The organism is Sphingosinicella sp., assembly GCF_052388015.1.
Classification (GTDB): domain Bacteria; phylum Pseudomonadota; class Alphaproteobacteria; order Sphingomonadales; family Sphingomonadaceae; genus Allosphingosinicella.
In genome coordinates this window covers 1-15,344 of record NZ_JBQTIN010000117.1, presented here as the reverse complement: position 1 = coordinate 15,344, position 15,344 = coordinate 1, and the positions used below count along the sequence as shown (strand labels likewise).

At 67.9% G+C, this 15,344-nt stretch carries 16 protein-coding genes and 1 tRNA gene; 10 read left to right on the top strand and 7 right to left on the bottom strand.

Annotated elements, in window-relative coordinates; translation table 11 throughout:
• From ACT4N3_RS09760 to ACT4N3_RS09750, 3 genes are all read left to right on the top strand, one after another.
• A partial coding sequence (locus ACT4N3_RS09760) for an efflux RND transporter permease subunit (RefSeq protein WP_444855025.1) occupies positions 1-2,892 on the top strand: 2,892 nt, incomplete at its 5' end.
• 105 nt (positions 2,893-2,997) lie between these two features.
• Positions 2,998-4,200: a DUF445 domain-containing protein gene (locus tag ACT4N3_RS09755; protein ID WP_444855028.1), complete on the top strand. Its 1,203-nt coding sequence runs from the start codon at positions 2,998-3,000 to the stop codon at positions 4,198-4,200.
• Positions 4,197-4,454 (top strand): hypothetical protein, encoded by a 258-nt coding sequence (locus ACT4N3_RS09750; protein WP_444855024.1) that lies wholly within the window; start codon positions 4,197-4,199, stop codon positions 4,452-4,454. Before ACT4N3_RS09755 ends, ACT4N3_RS09750 begins: the two co-directional genes overlap by 4 nt.
• On the opposite strand, the gene murA is transcribed toward ACT4N3_RS09750, so the two are convergent.
• Complete coding sequence (murA, locus tag ACT4N3_RS09745) at positions 4,451-5,734, bottom strand: UDP-N-acetylglucosamine 1-carboxyvinyltransferase (RefSeq protein WP_444855023.1); 1,284 nt, start codon at positions 5,732-5,734, stop codon at positions 4,451-4,453. The two genes, ACT4N3_RS09750 and murA, sit on opposite strands and share 4 nt — an antisense overlap.
• 159 nt (positions 5,735-5,893) lie before the next feature.
• Between murA and ACT4N3_RS09740 the strand changes: the two genes are divergently transcribed.
• Positions 5,894-6,622 (top strand): Crp/Fnr family transcriptional regulator, encoded by a 729-nt coding sequence (locus ACT4N3_RS09740; protein WP_444855022.1) that lies wholly within the window; start codon positions 5,894-5,896, stop codon positions 6,620-6,622.
• A 3-nt stretch (positions 6,623-6,625) separates the two neighbouring features.
• Here the strand turns inward: ACT4N3_RS09740 and ACT4N3_RS09735 are convergent, their stop codons facing one another.
• A complete protein-coding gene (locus ACT4N3_RS09735; protein ID WP_444855021.1) occupies positions 6,626-7,870 on the bottom strand; it encodes a hypothetical protein in 1,245 nt (414 codons plus the stop codon).
• 143 nt (positions 7,871-8,013) lie between these two features.
• Between ACT4N3_RS09735 and ACT4N3_RS09730 the strand changes: the two genes are divergently transcribed.
• Positions 8,014-8,089: transfer RNA gene (locus tag ACT4N3_RS09730), tRNA-Thr, on the top strand.
• A gap of 24 nt (positions 8,090-8,113) precedes the next feature.
• Here ACT4N3_RS09730 and ACT4N3_RS09725 read toward each other — a convergent pair.
• On the bottom strand, positions 8,114-8,470 hold the full coding sequence (locus tag ACT4N3_RS09725; protein WP_444855020.1) for a PilZ domain-containing protein: 357 nt from the start codon (positions 8,468-8,470) through the stop codon (positions 8,114-8,116).
• 188 nt (positions 8,471-8,658) lie between these two features.
• Between ACT4N3_RS09725 and ACT4N3_RS09720 the strand changes: the two genes are divergently transcribed.
• From ACT4N3_RS09720 to ACT4N3_RS09710, 3 genes are read left to right on the top strand one after another with little or no spacing between them, the layout of a single operon-like run.
• Complete coding sequence (locus tag ACT4N3_RS09720; protein ID WP_444855019.1) at positions 8,659-9,480, top strand: copper resistance protein B; 822 nt, start codon at positions 8,659-8,661, stop codon at positions 9,478-9,480.
• A gap of 40 nt (positions 9,481-9,520) precedes the next feature.
• Positions 9,521-9,814, top strand: a complete 294-nt coding sequence (locus ACT4N3_RS09715; protein WP_444855018.1) for a hypothetical protein — start codon at positions 9,521-9,523, stop codon at positions 9,812-9,814.
• A 10-nt stretch (positions 9,815-9,824) separates the two neighbouring features.
• Entirely contained in the window at positions 9,825-10,268 is a 444-nt protein-coding gene (locus ACT4N3_RS09710) for a DUF411 domain-containing protein (protein ID WP_444855017.1), read from the top strand.
• A 58-nt stretch (positions 10,269-10,326) separates the two neighbouring features.
• Here the strand turns inward: ACT4N3_RS09710 and ACT4N3_RS09705 are convergent, their stop codons facing one another.
• The gene (locus ACT4N3_RS09705; protein ID WP_444855016.1) at positions 10,327-11,058 is read right to left on the bottom strand and encodes a PepSY domain-containing protein; all 732 of its coding nucleotides are present in this window, start codon (positions 11,056-11,058) and stop codon (positions 10,327-10,329) included.
• Between the two features lie 37 nt (positions 11,059-11,095).
• Here ACT4N3_RS09705 and maiA point away from each other — a divergent pair, with 37 nt between their 5' ends.
• Together maiA and ACT4N3_RS09695 are read left to right on the top strand one after the other, a co-directional pair.
• Entirely contained in the window at positions 11,096-11,743 is a 648-nt protein-coding gene (maiA, locus tag ACT4N3_RS09700; protein ID WP_444855015.1) for a maleylacetoacetate isomerase, read from the top strand.
• A 56-nt stretch (positions 11,744-11,799) separates the two neighbouring features.
• Entirely contained in the window at positions 11,800-12,588 is a 789-nt protein-coding gene (locus ACT4N3_RS09695) for a class II aldolase/adducin family protein (RefSeq protein WP_444855027.1), read from the top strand.
• On the opposite strand, the gene ACT4N3_RS09690 is transcribed toward ACT4N3_RS09695, so the two are convergent.
• The 3 genes from ACT4N3_RS09690 to ACT4N3_RS09680 all read right to left on the bottom strand — a co-directional run.
• Positions 12,585-12,983 (bottom strand): YciI family protein, encoded by a 399-nt coding sequence (locus ACT4N3_RS09690; RefSeq protein ID WP_444855014.1) that lies wholly within the window; start codon positions 12,981-12,983, stop codon positions 12,585-12,587. The genes ACT4N3_RS09695 and ACT4N3_RS09690 overlap by 4 nt on opposite strands.
• Before the next feature lie 73 nt (positions 12,984-13,056).
• Positions 13,057-14,337: a spinster family MFS transporter gene (locus ACT4N3_RS09685; RefSeq protein ID WP_444855026.1), complete on the bottom strand. Its 1,281-nt coding sequence runs from the start codon at positions 14,335-14,337 to the stop codon at positions 13,057-13,059.
• Positions 14,337-15,344, bottom strand: a 1,008-nt coding sequence (locus ACT4N3_RS09680) for a TonB-dependent receptor (protein ID WP_444855013.1), incomplete at its 5' end; no start/stop codon positions are given. The genes ACT4N3_RS09680 and ACT4N3_RS09685, both read right to left, overlap by 1 nt.

Genomic DNA, 15,344 nt, shown 5'->3' with positions numbered 1-15,344 from the left:
ATCCAGGTCACGCGCCGCGTCGAGGCGGCGGTGCGCAGCATCAACGGCGTCAACGAGATCAACTCGTCCATCCGCGAGGGCAGCAGCAACACGTTCGTGAGTTTCGAGATCGGCACGCCGGTCGACCGCGCCGTCACCGATGTGCGCGACGCGATCGCGCGCATCCGCGGCGATCTGCCGGACGGCATTCTCGAGCCGCAGGTCAACCGCGTCGACTTTACCGAAGAGCCGATCGGCTATTTTTCGGCCGAAAGCACCGCGATGACGGTGGAGCAGCTGAGCTGGTTCATCGACGACAGGCTGAACCGCCGCCTGCTGTCTATCGAAGGCGTGTCGGTGGTCAGCCGCATCGGCGGCGTCAGCCGCGAGGTCCGGGTCGAGCTCGATCCCGCGCGGATGCAGGCCCAGGGCGTGACCGCCTCGCAGATCAACCTCCAACTCAGGCAAATGAACCTCAACGCCGCCGGCGGCCGGGCGGAGATCGCCGGCTCCGAACAGACCGTAAGGGTGGTCGGCAGCGCGCTCACCGCACGCGCGCTCGGCGAAACCCAGATCTGGCTCGGCGGCGGGCGCAGCGTCCGCCTGAGCTCCGTGGCCACCGTCCGCGACCAGTGGGCCGAGCAGGTTTCCTATGGCATCCAGGACGGCCGCCAGGTGGTCAGCTTCATGATCCAGAAGGCGAACGGCTATTCGGACGTCACCGTCTATCATGCCGTGCGGCAGGCGATGGACGAGCTCCAGCGCGAGGATCCGCGGGTCCGCTACAATCTGCTCTTCACGCCCGTGAAATATATCGAGATGCAATATGAGAGCTCGATGCGGGCGCTGGTCGAGGGCGCCGTGCTCGCGGTCATCGTGGTGTTCCTGTTCCTGCGCGACTGGCGGGCGACGGTCATCTCGGCGGTCGCGATTCCCTTGTCCGCGATCCCCGCTTTCTGGTTCATGAGCCTACTGGATTTCAGCCTGAACATGGTCACCCTGCTCTCGTTGAGCCTGGTGGCGGGTGTGCTGGTCGACGATGCCATCGTCGAGATCGAGAATATCGTCCGACATATGCGAATGGGCAAATCCGCCTATCAGGCGTCGATCGACGCCGCCGACGAGATCGGCCTGCCGGTGGTCGCGACCACCTTCTCGATCGTCGCCGTGTTCCTGCCCGTCTCGATGATGAGCGGCATCATCGGCCAGTTCTTCATCAGCTTCGGCCTGACGATCGTCATCACGGTGCTGATCAGCCTCGCGGTGGCGCGCATGATCACGCCGATGATGGCGGCCTATTTTCTGAAGGCGAAGGGCGAGGCCAAGCACGGCGAAGGCTGGATGATGGACCGCTATCTCGACGTGCTGCGCTGGACGCTCAGGAACCGGTGGAAGTCGGTCGGCATCGGTTTCCTCTGCTTTGTGCTGCAGATCGGCGTTTTCATCGCGCTGCCGAAGGCCTTCCAGCCCGATACGGATGACGACACGGTTCAGGTGTCGGTCGAGATGCCGCCGGGTTCTACCCTCGATCAGACGCGCACCGTCGCCGATCGCGCCGCGGGGGTGCTGCGCCGCCAGGGCGACGTCGCCTCCGCCTTCGAATCGGTGCGCCCCGGCAACGCCACCATCTTCGTCTCGCTGAGGGATCGGGGCGAAGGCCGCGACCGGACGAGCACGGAATTCCAGCGCCAGGTCGCGCCCGCGCTGCAGAACATCGCCGATGCGCGGGTCTTCTTCCGCAACCAGAACCAGGTCGGCGGCCGCGACATGTCGGTCATCCTCACCAGCTCGGACCCGGCAAGGCTGCAACGGACTGCGCTCCAGCTCGTCGAGGAAATGCGGCAGCGGCCAGAGCTCAGGGCGCCGCGCATCGCCGGCGACCTCCGGCGGCCCGAGATCACGATCCGCCCGCGGCTCGATCTGATGGCGGACATGGGCGTCACCACCGCCGCGATGAGCCAGGCGATCCGCGTCGCGACACAGGGCGAAATCGACCAGGCCAGCGCCCGCTTCTCGCTCTCCGACCGCCAGGTGCCGATCCGCGTCACCCTCAACGAAAGCTCGCGGCGCACCCTGTCGACGATCGAGAACATGCCGGTGGCGACATCGACCGGCGGCTCCGTCCCGCTGAGGGTCATTGCCGAGATCACCTTCGGTGCGGGACCGTCGATCATCCAGCGCATCAACCAGGAGCGCCGGGTGATGGTCGGCGCCGATTTCGCCGAGCAGGTCCCCGACCGCGAGGCGATCATCAGCCAGCTGCCGATCATGCAGAACCTGCCGGAGGGTGTCGAGCGCGCGCGCTCCGGCCAGCAGCGCGAGGAACAGCGGCTCCTCTCGGAGTTCATGGGCGCTCTCGTTTCGGGAACCTTCCTCGTCTTCGCGGTGCTGGTGCTGCTTTACAAAAGGCTGATGGCGCCGTTCGTGAACATGGGGTCGTTGCTGCTGGCGCCTTTGGGCGGCTTGATCGCACTCCTGATCTCCGGCCATGCGGTGTCGATGCCGGTGCTGATCGGCATCCTGATGCTGTTCGGCATCGTCGCCAAGAACTCGATCCTGCTGCTCGATTTCACCATCGAGGAGATGGCCAAGGGCGTGCCGAAGAACGAGGCGATCATCGACGCCGGCCACAAGCGGGCCCAGCCGATCGTGATGACGACGATGGCGATGGTCGCCGGCATGGTGCCGACGGCGCTGAGCCTGGAGGGCGACGCGAGCTGGCGGGCGCCGATGGCGGTGGTCGTGATCGGCGGCCTCTTGCTCTCGACGCTGCTCACGCTGGTGCTGGTGCCGGCATCGTTCAGCCTCGCCGACAGCTTCGAGCGCTGGCTGACGCCCAAGTTCCGGCGGATCATCACCTATCGCGGCCCGCAGGACCACGGCCCGGCAAGCGCGCCGCAGCCGGCGGAGTGAAGCCATAGCCGCCGGCGGGTTTGAACCGGACCCGCCGGAGGTTATGCAACTGACGTGACCACCCCGCTTTCCGATCGCGTTCCCCGCCGCCGCGACGCGCGCGGCATGCGGGCGCTGGCGACCGGCATGCTGGCCGGCATGCTGGCAGTCTTCATCGCCGCCACCGGCCTGGTCGACCAGCACCCCGCCTGGGGTTTCGTCCGCGCCTTCGCCGAGGCTGGCCTCGTCGGCGGCATCGCCGACTGGTTCGCGGTCACCGCTTTGTTCCGCCACCCGCTCGGCCTGCCGATCCCGCACACCGCGATCATCCCCAGGAACAAGGACCGGATCGGCGCGACGCTGGCCAGCTTCCTGCGCTCCAATTTCCTGACCCCGACGGTGGTCGCCCGGCGGATGCGCAATCTCGACGTCGCCGGCGCGGTCGGCCGCTTCCTCGCCCGCCCGCCCGCCGAAGGCCGGCTGCGCGAGGGCGGCTCGCGCCTGCTCGCCGACATTCTCGAAGCGCTCGACGAGGAGAAGCTTGGCGGGATGGTGAAGAGCGCGCTCGCGGCGCGGCTCAGCAGCGTCGAGGTCGCGCCCCTGCTCGGCCAGACGCTGGAAGCTGCGATGACCGAGGAGCGGCATGTGCCGATGGTCGACGCGATCGTTACCTGGACCGGCCGCACGCTCGACGCCAATGAGGATCTGATCCGCGACATGGTCCACCAGCGCGCCGGCTGGATCCTGCGCCTCGCCGGCCTCGACGCCAGGCTCGCCGACGCGATCGTCGATGGCCTGAGGAAGCTCACCATCGACATGGCGATGGACCCGAACCACCCCTTGCGCGCCAAGGCCGAGGAAGGACTTGCGCGTCTGGCCCACAACCTGCGCCACGATCCCGAGACGATGGCCAAGGTCGAGGCGTGGAAAAGCGACATGGTGGCCAACGAGGCGGTCGGCGACTGGATCGGCCAGGTCTGGGAGAAGGGCCGCGCCAGCCTGCTCAAGAGCGCGCGCGATCCCGATGCCGCGCTGGCCGGCAAGTTCGGCGAGGCGCTCAGACAATTGGGCGAGACGCTGCAGACCGAGCCGAAGCTCAAGCGGGCGATCAACCAGTTCGCCCGCCGCGCCGCGGCCGGGATCAGCACCTCTTATGGCGACGACATCGTCAAGCTGGTCTCCGAAACGGTGCGCAACTGGGACGCGCGGACGGTGTCCGACCGGCTGGAGGGCGCGGTCGGCCGCGACCTCCAATATATCCGGATCAACGGCACCTTGGTCGGGGGCCTTGTCGGCCTCCTCATCCACACGGTAGAAGTCATGACATGAGCGGTACCGACCAGGCGCTGCGCAGGCTTGCCGCCAATCGCGGCTTCCGTCTGGTCAAGTCGCGGATCCGGACACCGGGCCGGAAGGATCACGGCAAATACGGCCTCAGGGACGCGCAGACGGACAAGGAGGCGTTCGGCTTTTCCCGCCATCGCCTCACCGCCAGCGCGGCCGAGATCGAGGAGCATCTCCGCGGCCTCGCCGAGCTGGGCTGGAAAGCTTCGCTTCGCACACGGCGAAGGGTGGCGGACTAGCCCTCGCCGCCTACCCGCGCGATCGTCGCGCCGACCGCGCTCAATTTCTCTTCCAGCCGTTCATAGCCGCGGTCGAGATGGTAGATGCGGTTCACCTCGGTCGTGCCCTTGGCGGCCAAGCCGGCGAGGATAAGGCTCATCGAGGCGCGGAGGTCCGTCGCCATCACCGGCGCGCCGACCAGGCCGGGAACGCCGCGCACCACCGCCGCCCGGCCGCGCACCTCGATGTCCGCCCCCATCCGGGCGAGCTCGGGCACGTGCATGTAGCGATTCTCGAAGATCGTCTCGGTCAGCAGGCTCGTGCCGCTGGCGAGCGCCAGCATCGACATGAACTGCGCCTGCATGTCGGTCGGGAAGGCCGGGAACGGCGCCGTGGAGATGGATAAAGGCTTGATGCCCTTGTCGGCCGTCACCTTGATCGAATTCTTGCCGAACTCGATCAACCCGCCGGCGTCGGCGATGCCGGCAAGGATCGCATGCATCGTGTCCTCGCGCGCGCCGACCAGCTCCAGCGAGCCGCCGGTGATCATCGCCGCGCAGGCATAAGAGCCGGCCTCGATCCGGTCCGGCATCACCGCGTGCGTCGCGCCGTGCAGCCGGTCCTTGCCGTGCACGGTCAGCGTGTCGGTCTTCATGCCCTCGATCTCGGCGCCCATCGCGATCAGGCACTGGACGAGATCGGTGATCTCCGGCTCGCGCGCCGCATTTTCGATCACCGTCGTGCCCTTGGCGAGCGCCGCGGCCATCAGCGCATTCTCGGTCGCGCCGACCGAGACGAAGGGGAAGCTGATCGTGCCGCCGGTGAGGCCGTTGGGCGCCGTCGCCTTCACATAGCCGGACGCCAGCTCGATCTCCGCGCCCAGCGCCTGCATCGCCTTCAGATGGAGGTCGATCGGCCGGTTGCCGATCGCGCAGCCGCCGGGCAGCGACACCGTCGCCTGGCCGAAGCGCGCCAGCAGCGGCCCCAGCACCAGGATCGAGGCGCGCATCTTGCGGACGATGTCGTAGGGCGCGACCGGCTCGGCGTCATTGTCGGCGCGGAAGGTCATCACCCGGCCGAACTCGCCCCGGCGCACCCCTTCGACCGTGATCGAGACGCCGAGCTGGGTGAGCAGATGGCCGAAGCCGTCAATGTCGGCCAGCCGCGGCAGATTGCGCAGCGTGAGCGGCTCATCGGTGAGCAAAGCGCAGGGCAGAAGCGTGAGCGCGGCATTCTTCGCGCCCGAGATCGGGATGCGGCCGCTGAGCGGCTTGCCGCCCTCGATGACGATACGGTCCATCCGCCGGTCTTAGCCGGTCCTAATCGCCGCGCAAGCAACCGGCCGTTGGGAATGGCTTGCGATCGGTCTTGACCTTGATCTAAATCAGGGCATGCCATTGAAAAGTCTCATAATGTCCGTGGAACGCGATGTATGCGTGCGTTTGGGGGAAGCCGTTCCGTGGGAAGCTGTCTGGCCGAAAGGCTGAGCGATCATCTGCGATTGTCGCAGAGCGAGCGGGACTCGCTGGACCGGCTCGAGGAACAGGAGCGGCATTTCCGGCGCGGCGCGGTCGTCATCCGCGAGCATGACCGGCCGCGCGAATTGTTCATCGTCCGCTCCGGCTGGCTTCATTCCAGCGTCGCGCTCGGCAATGGCGGCCGACAGATCATGCGGCTCAAATTCGCCGGCGACATCATCGGCCTGCCGCTGCTCGCCTTCACGGAATCGCCGGAGACGGTAGCCGCCGTCACCGATGCGGCGCTTTGCCCGTTCGGCCGCGAGCGTTTCGCCGCGTTGGTCGCCGAGCATCCCCGGATCGCCGCGCTGATCCTCAGCCTTGCCGTCGCGGAACGGGCCGCGCTTGCTGACCGGCTGGCCTCGATCGGCCGAACGCCCGCACGGGCGCGGGTCGGCGCGCTGCTGTGCGAGATTTCCGCCCGGCTGCGCCAGACCGGCGGCGTCGAGGACGATCGCTTCCTGCTGCCGCTGACCCAGGAGGAGATTGGCGACGCGACCGGCCTTACCGCGGTTCACGTCAACCGGATGATGCGGACGCTGGTGGAGGAAGGGCTGATCGAGCGGCAGAACGGCTATGTCCGGCTGCTCGACGAGCAGCGGTTGATCACCGAAGTCAATTATGTGGATCGGACGGCGATCGAAACCGGCTGGTTGCCACCGCCGCGCTGAGCGTCAGGCGGCGCTCCGGAGAGCGCGATCGACCAGCTTCTCGTTCGCCACCGGCCCGACGATCGCCAGCCCGTCCGCCTCGCGGCGCGCCACCAGCAGCACAAACTCGGCGTCGCCGGCAATATCCAGCTGCACACGCGCCATTGTCGGTCGCGCGCGCAGCTCGGCACGGACCTGTTCCCAGGAAGTCTCATCCAACGCCGGGCGACGGCGGGCCCGTTCGGAGGCGACGATGCCTTTGAGGCCGCCGGCGAAGCCGGCAATCTGATCGGCCAGCGCGCCGGCCGGCACCTGCTCTGCGGCCGCCCATCCCAGCACCGCCGCATATTCCGTGAGCCGCGCCTTGTCGTGACGGGCGCCGAAGACGAGCTTCGCGATCGCCGTCATCGGCGCGCGCGCCTGAACCCTGATCCCTGCATCGGCCAGCAGTTCCGCATAGCCTTCCGGATCGTTGGCGGCGGCAAGGGCGAAGTCATGCGCGTGACCGAGCGCGCGATAGAGGGCGGCGCGAGAGCGGCCGTGAGCCGCCTCGGCTTCCCCGGCGCTGTCGCGGGCGATGGCGAGCCGGTCGGCAAGACCGTCGGCGGCTTCCGGCCACAGGCTCAGCGTCTCGGCGTCGACGTCAGCCTCGGCCGGTGCGGTGCTCGGCCCGTCCGCCCAGACCGGCACGACGGGTGCGGCCGCGGCGCGATCGACTTCGTCGGCAAGCGACGCGACGATGCTGCTGTCCGCCATCTCCTTCCAGTTGATGACGCCGTAGATGAAATCGATCGCCTCGCCGTCCGAGGAGAGAGGCATGAGGATGCCGCGATAGAGGGTGTTGTCGCCGCGCTGGCCGACGAATTCGGCTTCGAAGCCGATCGGCGCGCAATTGGCTATGATCTGGAGATAATGGTCGGTGAGCCGCGACAGCAAAGAGCGGCTCGGCACCTGGCTGATCCGGTCGAGCCCGCTGTCGAGGTCGCATTCGGCCCGCAGCGCGGCCCCCAGAAAGGCGATGCGCGGGTCGTTCTCGTTGCCGGAGAAGTCGAGCAGCACGCTGTGCGGCCCGAAATCGGCGAGATTTTGCGGCTCGACATCCTCGATAGACGGAAAGGCGCGGCCCTTCAGCAGCGACACCCAGTAATTATAGGCGCGGACGTGCATTCGCCGCTCGTCGACCCCGATTTCGGGCGGCCGCTCCGGCGCGGGCTCGTCCTCCGCCGCGAGCGGCGCGGCGTCCTCGTCAAATCCGCGCAGGCTGTCCATGATGATGGCCGTCTCCGACGCCTCGTGCAATCTTGGCCAGAGGTGCCCGAACGCGGTTGAGATATGGTTAACCCAACGCCGCGCCGGGCCACGCCTTGTCAGCGCGCCGGGCCATTGGTAAGGCCGGCGCCTTCCCGAGACGGGCCGCTTTAGCTCAGCTGGTAGAGCACATCATTCGTAATGATGGGGTCAGGTGTTCGAGTCACCTAAGCGGCACCACCCTCTGCGCGACGCTAAGAGCGCTCAGCGCACGCCCATCGGGCCGAAATGGTTCTTGGGCAGCGGCTTGCGGTTGTTGAGGATGAGCAGCTCGACCGTCGCGCCGTGCAGCGGCGTGGTGAACTCGAAGCCCGCTTTGTCTTCCTCGTTCCAGATCACCCGGCAGCTCTGCGGCTCAAGGCCGGTGACCCTGAGCCAGACATAGGTGCCGATCTCGAGCTGGGCGCCCCGCGCCATGAATCCGTCGGTGGAGAGATTCAGAACGTCGACCTCGATCAGGGTCGCGCCCGGATCGCGCAGGCGCGCGGCGAGGTTCACGATCCGGCGATCGGCCTTCCGGCCTTCGCGGATCGGGAGGATCGCAAGCTGTGCCCTGGTCATGACCGACAGTCCTTCACGCTCAACGCCATAATCTCGAAAGGCTAAAAAGACTTAAACCCTCTTGTGCGGCAGGTGCGGACGCGCAGCCGGGATATCGGGCCTTAGGAGCGGCGACCATGCCCGTCCCGCTTCGGGGCGGTCCGATTCCGGCGCTGGCGGCGATGCGGCGAGCGTTTTAGCCAGGCAGGATGCGGGGGCGCTTTCTCCTCACCATGGCGGCGATCGCCTCGGCGTCGGGCGCAAGCGCGCAGACGCTCCCTTATCGCGACGTGTTCCACGCCGAGCATGAGGTCGGCCCGCGCCTCGCCTACCAGCCGATGGAGACCGGCGCCACGGCGCTGGCGTCCGCCGCCGCCCTGGGTGCGCCGCAGACCGGCGACGGCCCGGTCTACGCCGGTTATTTCGACCGGATCGAATATCGCGCCCGGCCGGACGACGACGGCTGGGCGTGGGATCTTTCGGCGGAGTTCGGCAGCCCGGCGCATCGCCTGTGGCTGGCGACGGCCGGCAGCGCGTCGCTGCGCGGCCGGGTCACCTATGTCGAGGGTCAGGCGCTCTACAGTCATCCGGTGCTCGACGCCGGCCTCGCGCTCCAGGCCGGGGTGCGGCACGATTTCGTCCGCGCGCGCCGCACCTATGGCGTGCTCGGGCTGCAGGGCAATGTCACCGCTCCGCTCTATGTCGGCGCCTTCGGCTACCTCTCCACGCTGGGCGAGGTGACCGGCCGGGCCTACGCCTGGTACGATTGGGAGCCGGCGCCGCGGCTGGTGCTCCAGCCCTTTGCCGGGCTGCAGGCCGCCGCGCAGGACGTGCCGGCGCTCGGCCTCGGCCGGGGCCTCACCACCGCCGAGCTCGGCCTGCGCGTCCGCTACCGGATCGCCGAGCCGTTCGCGCCTTATGTCGGCCTGAGCTGGGACCGGCTGCTCGGCCGCACCGCCCGGATCGCGCGCCTCAACGGCGGCGATCCCGAGGCAACCAGCCTGGTGATCGGCCTGCGCTCCTATTTCTGAGCGGTTTGCACGCCGCCCGCCCAGGGTCTATCTGGATCGGGTGCGCCGGCTCGTTCCGCTCCGCGTCCTGCTCGCCTTGCTCGTGGCGCTCTACGGGCGCGCCGAATATGCCGAGACCAACGAGCCGGTCGCCGGCCCAGGCCGCCATCACGGCCCGACCTTCAACGTGGGCAAGGTCTCGTCGGGGGCGATCCGCGATTTCCGGCTCGGGCCCAACGTCCGGCTTGGCATCGGCGCGCAATATGCCCGTAACTTCATGCCGGATGGCCTCGCCGCGCCTTATGGGGGCGAGCCGGGCGGCGCGATGGCGTTCATCCGGCTGCGGGTGGAATGAGGAGGCGAAGATGAAGCTGACGAGACGGACCCTGCTCGCGACGCTGGCAGCCGGCATCGCCATGCCGGCGCGGGCGCAGACCGGGCCGGTGGTCGACGTGGTGAAGACGCCGACCTGCGGCTGTTGCAACGGCTGGATCGCGCATATGCGCCAGGCGGGCTTTCAGGTGCGGGTGCGCGACGTTTCGGATACGACGCCGGTCGCCCGCCGGCTCGGCGTGCCGGACGATTTGCGCTCATGCCACACCGCCAGCGTCGGCGGCTATGCGGTGGAGGGTCATGTGCCGGCAGCAGACGTTCGCCGCCTGCTCCGCGAACGGCCGCAGGCGGCCGGAATCGCCGTGCCGGGCATGCCGATGGGCTCGCCGGGTATGGAGCATGGCTCCCATCGCCAGCCGTACCAGACGATCCTGTTCACGCGGGCGGGCCGCCGGACGGTGTTCGCGCGACATTGAGTGATTTCAAGTCAGGTGGGATCCCCTGACGACTCGGAAATCGCAGCAAATGAATGGTTTAGATCGACCGATCGGTCGATCTAAACGCACGCTTCCGCCTGAGCCAGCCGGTGAAGCCGAGCCGGCTCGGCAGCAGGACGATGCCGCTGACGACGATGATGAGGCCGAGGACGGTAGTGACGACGAGCAGCCACGAGTTGAAATTCTCATGCGCGCGCCAGTCCATGATGTGCAGGCCCCAGAGGAAATCGTAGACGCGCCACAGCGTCGAGCGGCGCGCGGTGACCGCACCCGTGTCCGCCGCGACATAGATCGACCGCCCTTCGCCGTCGTCGAAATCGACCCGCCAGGCCGGCAGCGCAGCGCGATACTCGCTATCATTCGCGGTCACCGCGATGACCTGAGCGGCGCGAAGATCGCCTTCATGGTCGGCCTCGGCGATCCGCGCCGCCGCCAGCGCGGAGATCGGCGAGGCGGCGCGGCCGCTGGCGAGGTCATAGAGCCGCGGCCGCCCTTCCCGCGGCGTCACCAAGGCGACCGTCCGGCCGAGCAGCACGCGCAGCTCGACCCGCTCTCCGGTGACGCCTTCCCGGCCGAGGGCCGCCAGCCCGGACGCCGCCGCATCCAGCGCGACCGGCGCCGCCGGCGCTTCGGCCTTCATATGCTCGGAGCGAACCCGCTCGATCGGATACCAGGCGAAGAACAGGCCGCTCGCGAACCAGGCCAGGATCTGCAGCGCCATCAACAGCGCCAGCCATTTGTGGATTTTTGCCCAAATGCCGTTCAACATCTTTTCACCCCCGAGCCCGCGCCGCTAGGGTGCGGCGATGGCGAAAGCGGTCCTCTACGATTACTGGCGCTCCTCGGCGAGCTATCGGGTACGTATCGCGCTCAATCTGAAGCGGGTCGATTATGAGCGCGTGCCGGTCGATCTGCTCGCCGGCGACCAGCGCGGCGACGCGCATCTCGCCCGCAATCCGCAGGGCTTCGTGCCGACTTTGGTTGCCGACGGGAAAAGCCTGACCCAGAGCCTCGCGATCATCGACTATCTCGATGCGGTGGTTCCGGCCCCGCCGTTCATGCCGCGCGATCCCGCTGCTCGAGCGCATGTGCTCGCCCTCGCCCTCACCGTCGCCTGCGACATCCACCCGCTCAACAACCTGCGCGTGCTGAAGCGGCTCGGCGCGATGGGGATCGAGCAGCCGGGGCGCGACGACTGGTACCGGCACTGGGTGAAGGAAGGCTTGGACGCACTGGAGCTCATGGCCGCGCCGCGTGCCGGCCTGTTCCTGTTCGGCGACAGCCCGGGCCTTGCCGACATCTGCCTGGTGCCGCAGCTCTACAATGCGCGCCGCTTCGACGTGCCGCTCGAGGCCTATCCGACCTTGCTGCGCGCCGATCAGTCGGCGAGCCGCCTCGACGCTTTCACCGCCGCCCATCCCGACAGGGTCGCGCCGCCACCGCCGGTCGGTTAAGGGAAGGAAAGCACAGGAGACCGCCAATGGGACGCGTCGACAATATCGCCCAGACCATGGCCGACGCGCACGCGCTGTCGACGGTCGAAATCCCGCCGATGAAGGACAAGGTGAGCCCCGAGGAGTGGAAGATCCGCGTCGATCTTGCCGCCGCCTACCGGCTGGTCGCCCATTTCGGCTGGGACGATCTCATCTTCACTCATCTCTCGGCCCGGGTGCCGGGGCCGGAGCATCATTTCCTGCTCAATCCCTATCAGCTGATGTTCGAGGAGGTGACCGCGTCCAGCCTGGTCAAGGTCGACATGGCCGGCCACGCGGTCGATCCGACGCCGTTCATCACCAATGCCGCCGGCTTTACCATCCATTCGGCGCTGCACATGGCGCGCGAGGACGCCAAGGCGGTGATCCACCTCCACACGCCGGACGGCCAGGCGGTCGCCGCCCATGCCGAGGGGTTGCTGCCGCTCACCCAGACGGCGATGCTGATCCGCGACGAGATCGCCTATCACGATTATGAGGGCGTCGCCGTCGATCTCGACGAGCGCGAACGGATCATCGCCAATCTGGGCGACAAGAATGCGATGATCTTCCGCAACCACGGCACGCTCGCGCTCGGCGACACTGTCGGCGAAGCCTTCCTGAAAATCTATTTCCTGGAGCGCGCCTGCACCGCGCAGGTGAAGGCCCTGTCGGCCGGCGAAGGTAATCTCAACAATCCGCCGCAGGGCACGCCCGAGGTGGCCGCCGCGCAGGGCAAAGCCAGCTTGAAGATGGGCGCCAACATGCTCGCCTGGCCTGCGCTGCTCCGGAAAGCCTACCGGCTCGACCCGAGCTTCGCGACCTAGCGCGGCTGGTCGGCGAGCGGCTGGCCGCTGTCGAAGCGCGGCGCCCACTGCCTGAGCTCGGCGACGAAGACGCCGTTCTGGATCGCCGGGTCGGCGGCGAGCATCGCTTGCGCCTCGGCGAGATCGGCGGCGCGGATGATCGCCATCCCGCCATCCTCGCCGACATAGCCGCCGCCGGCGACGCTGCGCCCCTCCCGCACCAGCCGGGCATGATAGGCGCCATGCTCGCGCATATTCTGCTGCCGCATCGGCACGCCGGGTTGCCAGGCCGGCCCCGGGCGGAACAGGAACAGGAAAAGCTGGCGCGCGGGCGTCGCCGCGGGGGTCGCGGTCGGCTGCGCCGCGAGCGGCAACGGCATCGCGATCAGCATCAGGCCAAGGACGAGTCTTTTCACGCGCCCATCTGCACCCGTCGATCGGCCGATGTCCAATCTGTCCGGTGGAACGGCCGGAATCTGCCGGCCGGCGTCAGCCGTGCCAGTCGCGAGCCAGCCGGCGCGACGCCATGAAGTAGATCGCGGCGCTGAGCAGGTAAAAAGCCAGCCCGAACAGGATCGAATATTTGAGCGAGTCCTCGCCATAAGCGGCGGTCATCCGATCGGACATGAAGCCGAGGAAGAAGATCCCGAAGCCGATGCCGATCAGATTGTTGATGAAGAGGAAGCTGGCCGAGGCGGTCGCGCGCATATTGGGCGGGACGATATGCTGGACGGCGGCGATGACGGGTCCGAGCCAGGCGAGCGCCAGCATCTGGCCGGTCGCGAACAGCGCCCAGCCGAGCCACAGGTTCGGCGCGAACAGGCCGGCCGCGAAGCAGGGCGCGGCGGCGAGGAAGCAGAAAGCCGGGATTCGCGCATAGGAGCCGGGGTCGCCCGGCCCGGTGCGGTCGCCCAGCCAGCCGCCGAGCCAGGTCCCGGCGACGCCGCCGATCAGCACGATGCCGCCATAGAACCAGCCGACGTCGGCAAGCGCGAGACCGAAGCTGCGGCCGAAGAAGCTCGGCAGCCAGAAGATCAGGCCGTAGCCGAGGATCGAGCCCGAGGCCGCGCCGAAGGAGAGCAGCCAGAAGCTCGGCGTCGATGCCAGCCGCGCCGCGACCTCAAGGAAAGGCGGGGCCGGCTCGCTTGCCGAGCCATCGGCGCTGTCGAAGCCTCCGCGCACCGGCTCGGGCACCAGCAGCTTCACGAGTAGCGCCGCCGGCAGCCCGGCGAGGCCGACGATCAGGAAGGCCGAGCGCCAGTCGAGATGGCTCGCGATCCAGCCGCCGAAGAAGACGCCGAGCGCCGAGCCGATCGGTATGCCGAGCGAGAAGAAGGCGAGGGCCCGCGCCCTTCTCTCGCGCGGATAGAAGTCCGAGATGAGGCCGTAGGACGGCGCGACGCCGCCCGCCTCACCAATCCCGACGCCCATCCGGGCGAGGAACAGCTGCCAGAAATTCTGAGCGACGCCGCAAAGGGCCGTGAAGGCGCTCCACGTCGCGACCGATATGGCGATGATGTTGACCCGGCTCTTGCGGTCCGCAAGCCAGGCGATCGGGATCGCCAGGCCCGAGTAAAAGAGCGCGAAGGCGATGCCGCCCATCAGTCCCAATTGGGTGTCGGTAAGGCCGAGCTCCGCCTTGATCGGCACCGCGAGGATGCCGATGATCTGGCGGTCGATGAAGTTGAAGATGTAGGCGAGGAGCAGGACGAGGAGGACGCGCCCGCCTGGGCTCGCCCCCCTCGCCGTCCCGTTCCCCGCCCCGGCGATCACCGGAAGTTGAAGCCGACGCTCAGGTATATCTGGCGCGGGTTGCCATAATAGGCCGTCAGAATACCCTGATTGCCGAGCGTCGAACTCAGTCCCGGCTGGCCGTTGGCGAGAATGAAGGCGCCGGTATCGGGATTCTGCCGCAGGAAATTATAGCCTGCGGTGATGTATTGCTTGTCGGTCAGGTTGCGGCCGTGCAGCCCGATCGTCCAGCGATTGTCGTCCGAGCGCCAGGTGACGCCCGCGTCCCAGAGCGCATAGGCGCCTTGATCGAGCCCCGGGACGGCCAGCTCGAACTGCTGGCTGGCGCCGCGATAGGAAACCGTCGTCATGAAGTTGAGCATTCCGCCGAACACCGGCGTGCCGTAGTTCAGCGTGCCGCTCGCCGTCCACTCCGGCGTGTTCTGCACCGCTCGCCGATCGGCGACGTCGATGCCGCGCGAATCGATATATTCGAGATAATCGGCGTTCAGATAGCCCAGCGAAAAGCCGAAATTGAGCGAGTCGCCCTGGCTGCCGAAATCGCGGGCGAGGATCGCATTGCCCTCGAGCTCGACGCCCTGGAAGCGGGCGCGGGCGGCGTTGGTGGTGATGCCGATGAACGTCGGGATGCCGCCAACGACGGTGCCGACCGAGCCCGGGATCTGCACGTCATTATAGTCGGCGTGGAAGACGTTGAGGCTGAAGCGCAGCCGCCGGTCGAAGAGCTGCGCCCGCCAGCCGAGTTCGTAGCTGGTCACCGTCTCCGGATCGAACGACATGAAATCGTAGATTTCCTGCGCGTTGCAGACCGCGCCGGCCGGCGTCCGGCAGGCGGTGGTGACGCCGCGCGGATCGAAGCCACCGCCCTTGAAGCCGCGCGAATAGCTCGCATAGAGCGTGTGATCGGTCGTCGGCCGGAAGCTCAGCGAGGCGCGCGGCGTGAACCGCTGGAAGTCCGCGGTGCCAGTGAAGGCGGACTGGTTGACGATCCTGACGCCGGTGCCACCGAAGAAAGGCGACCCGCC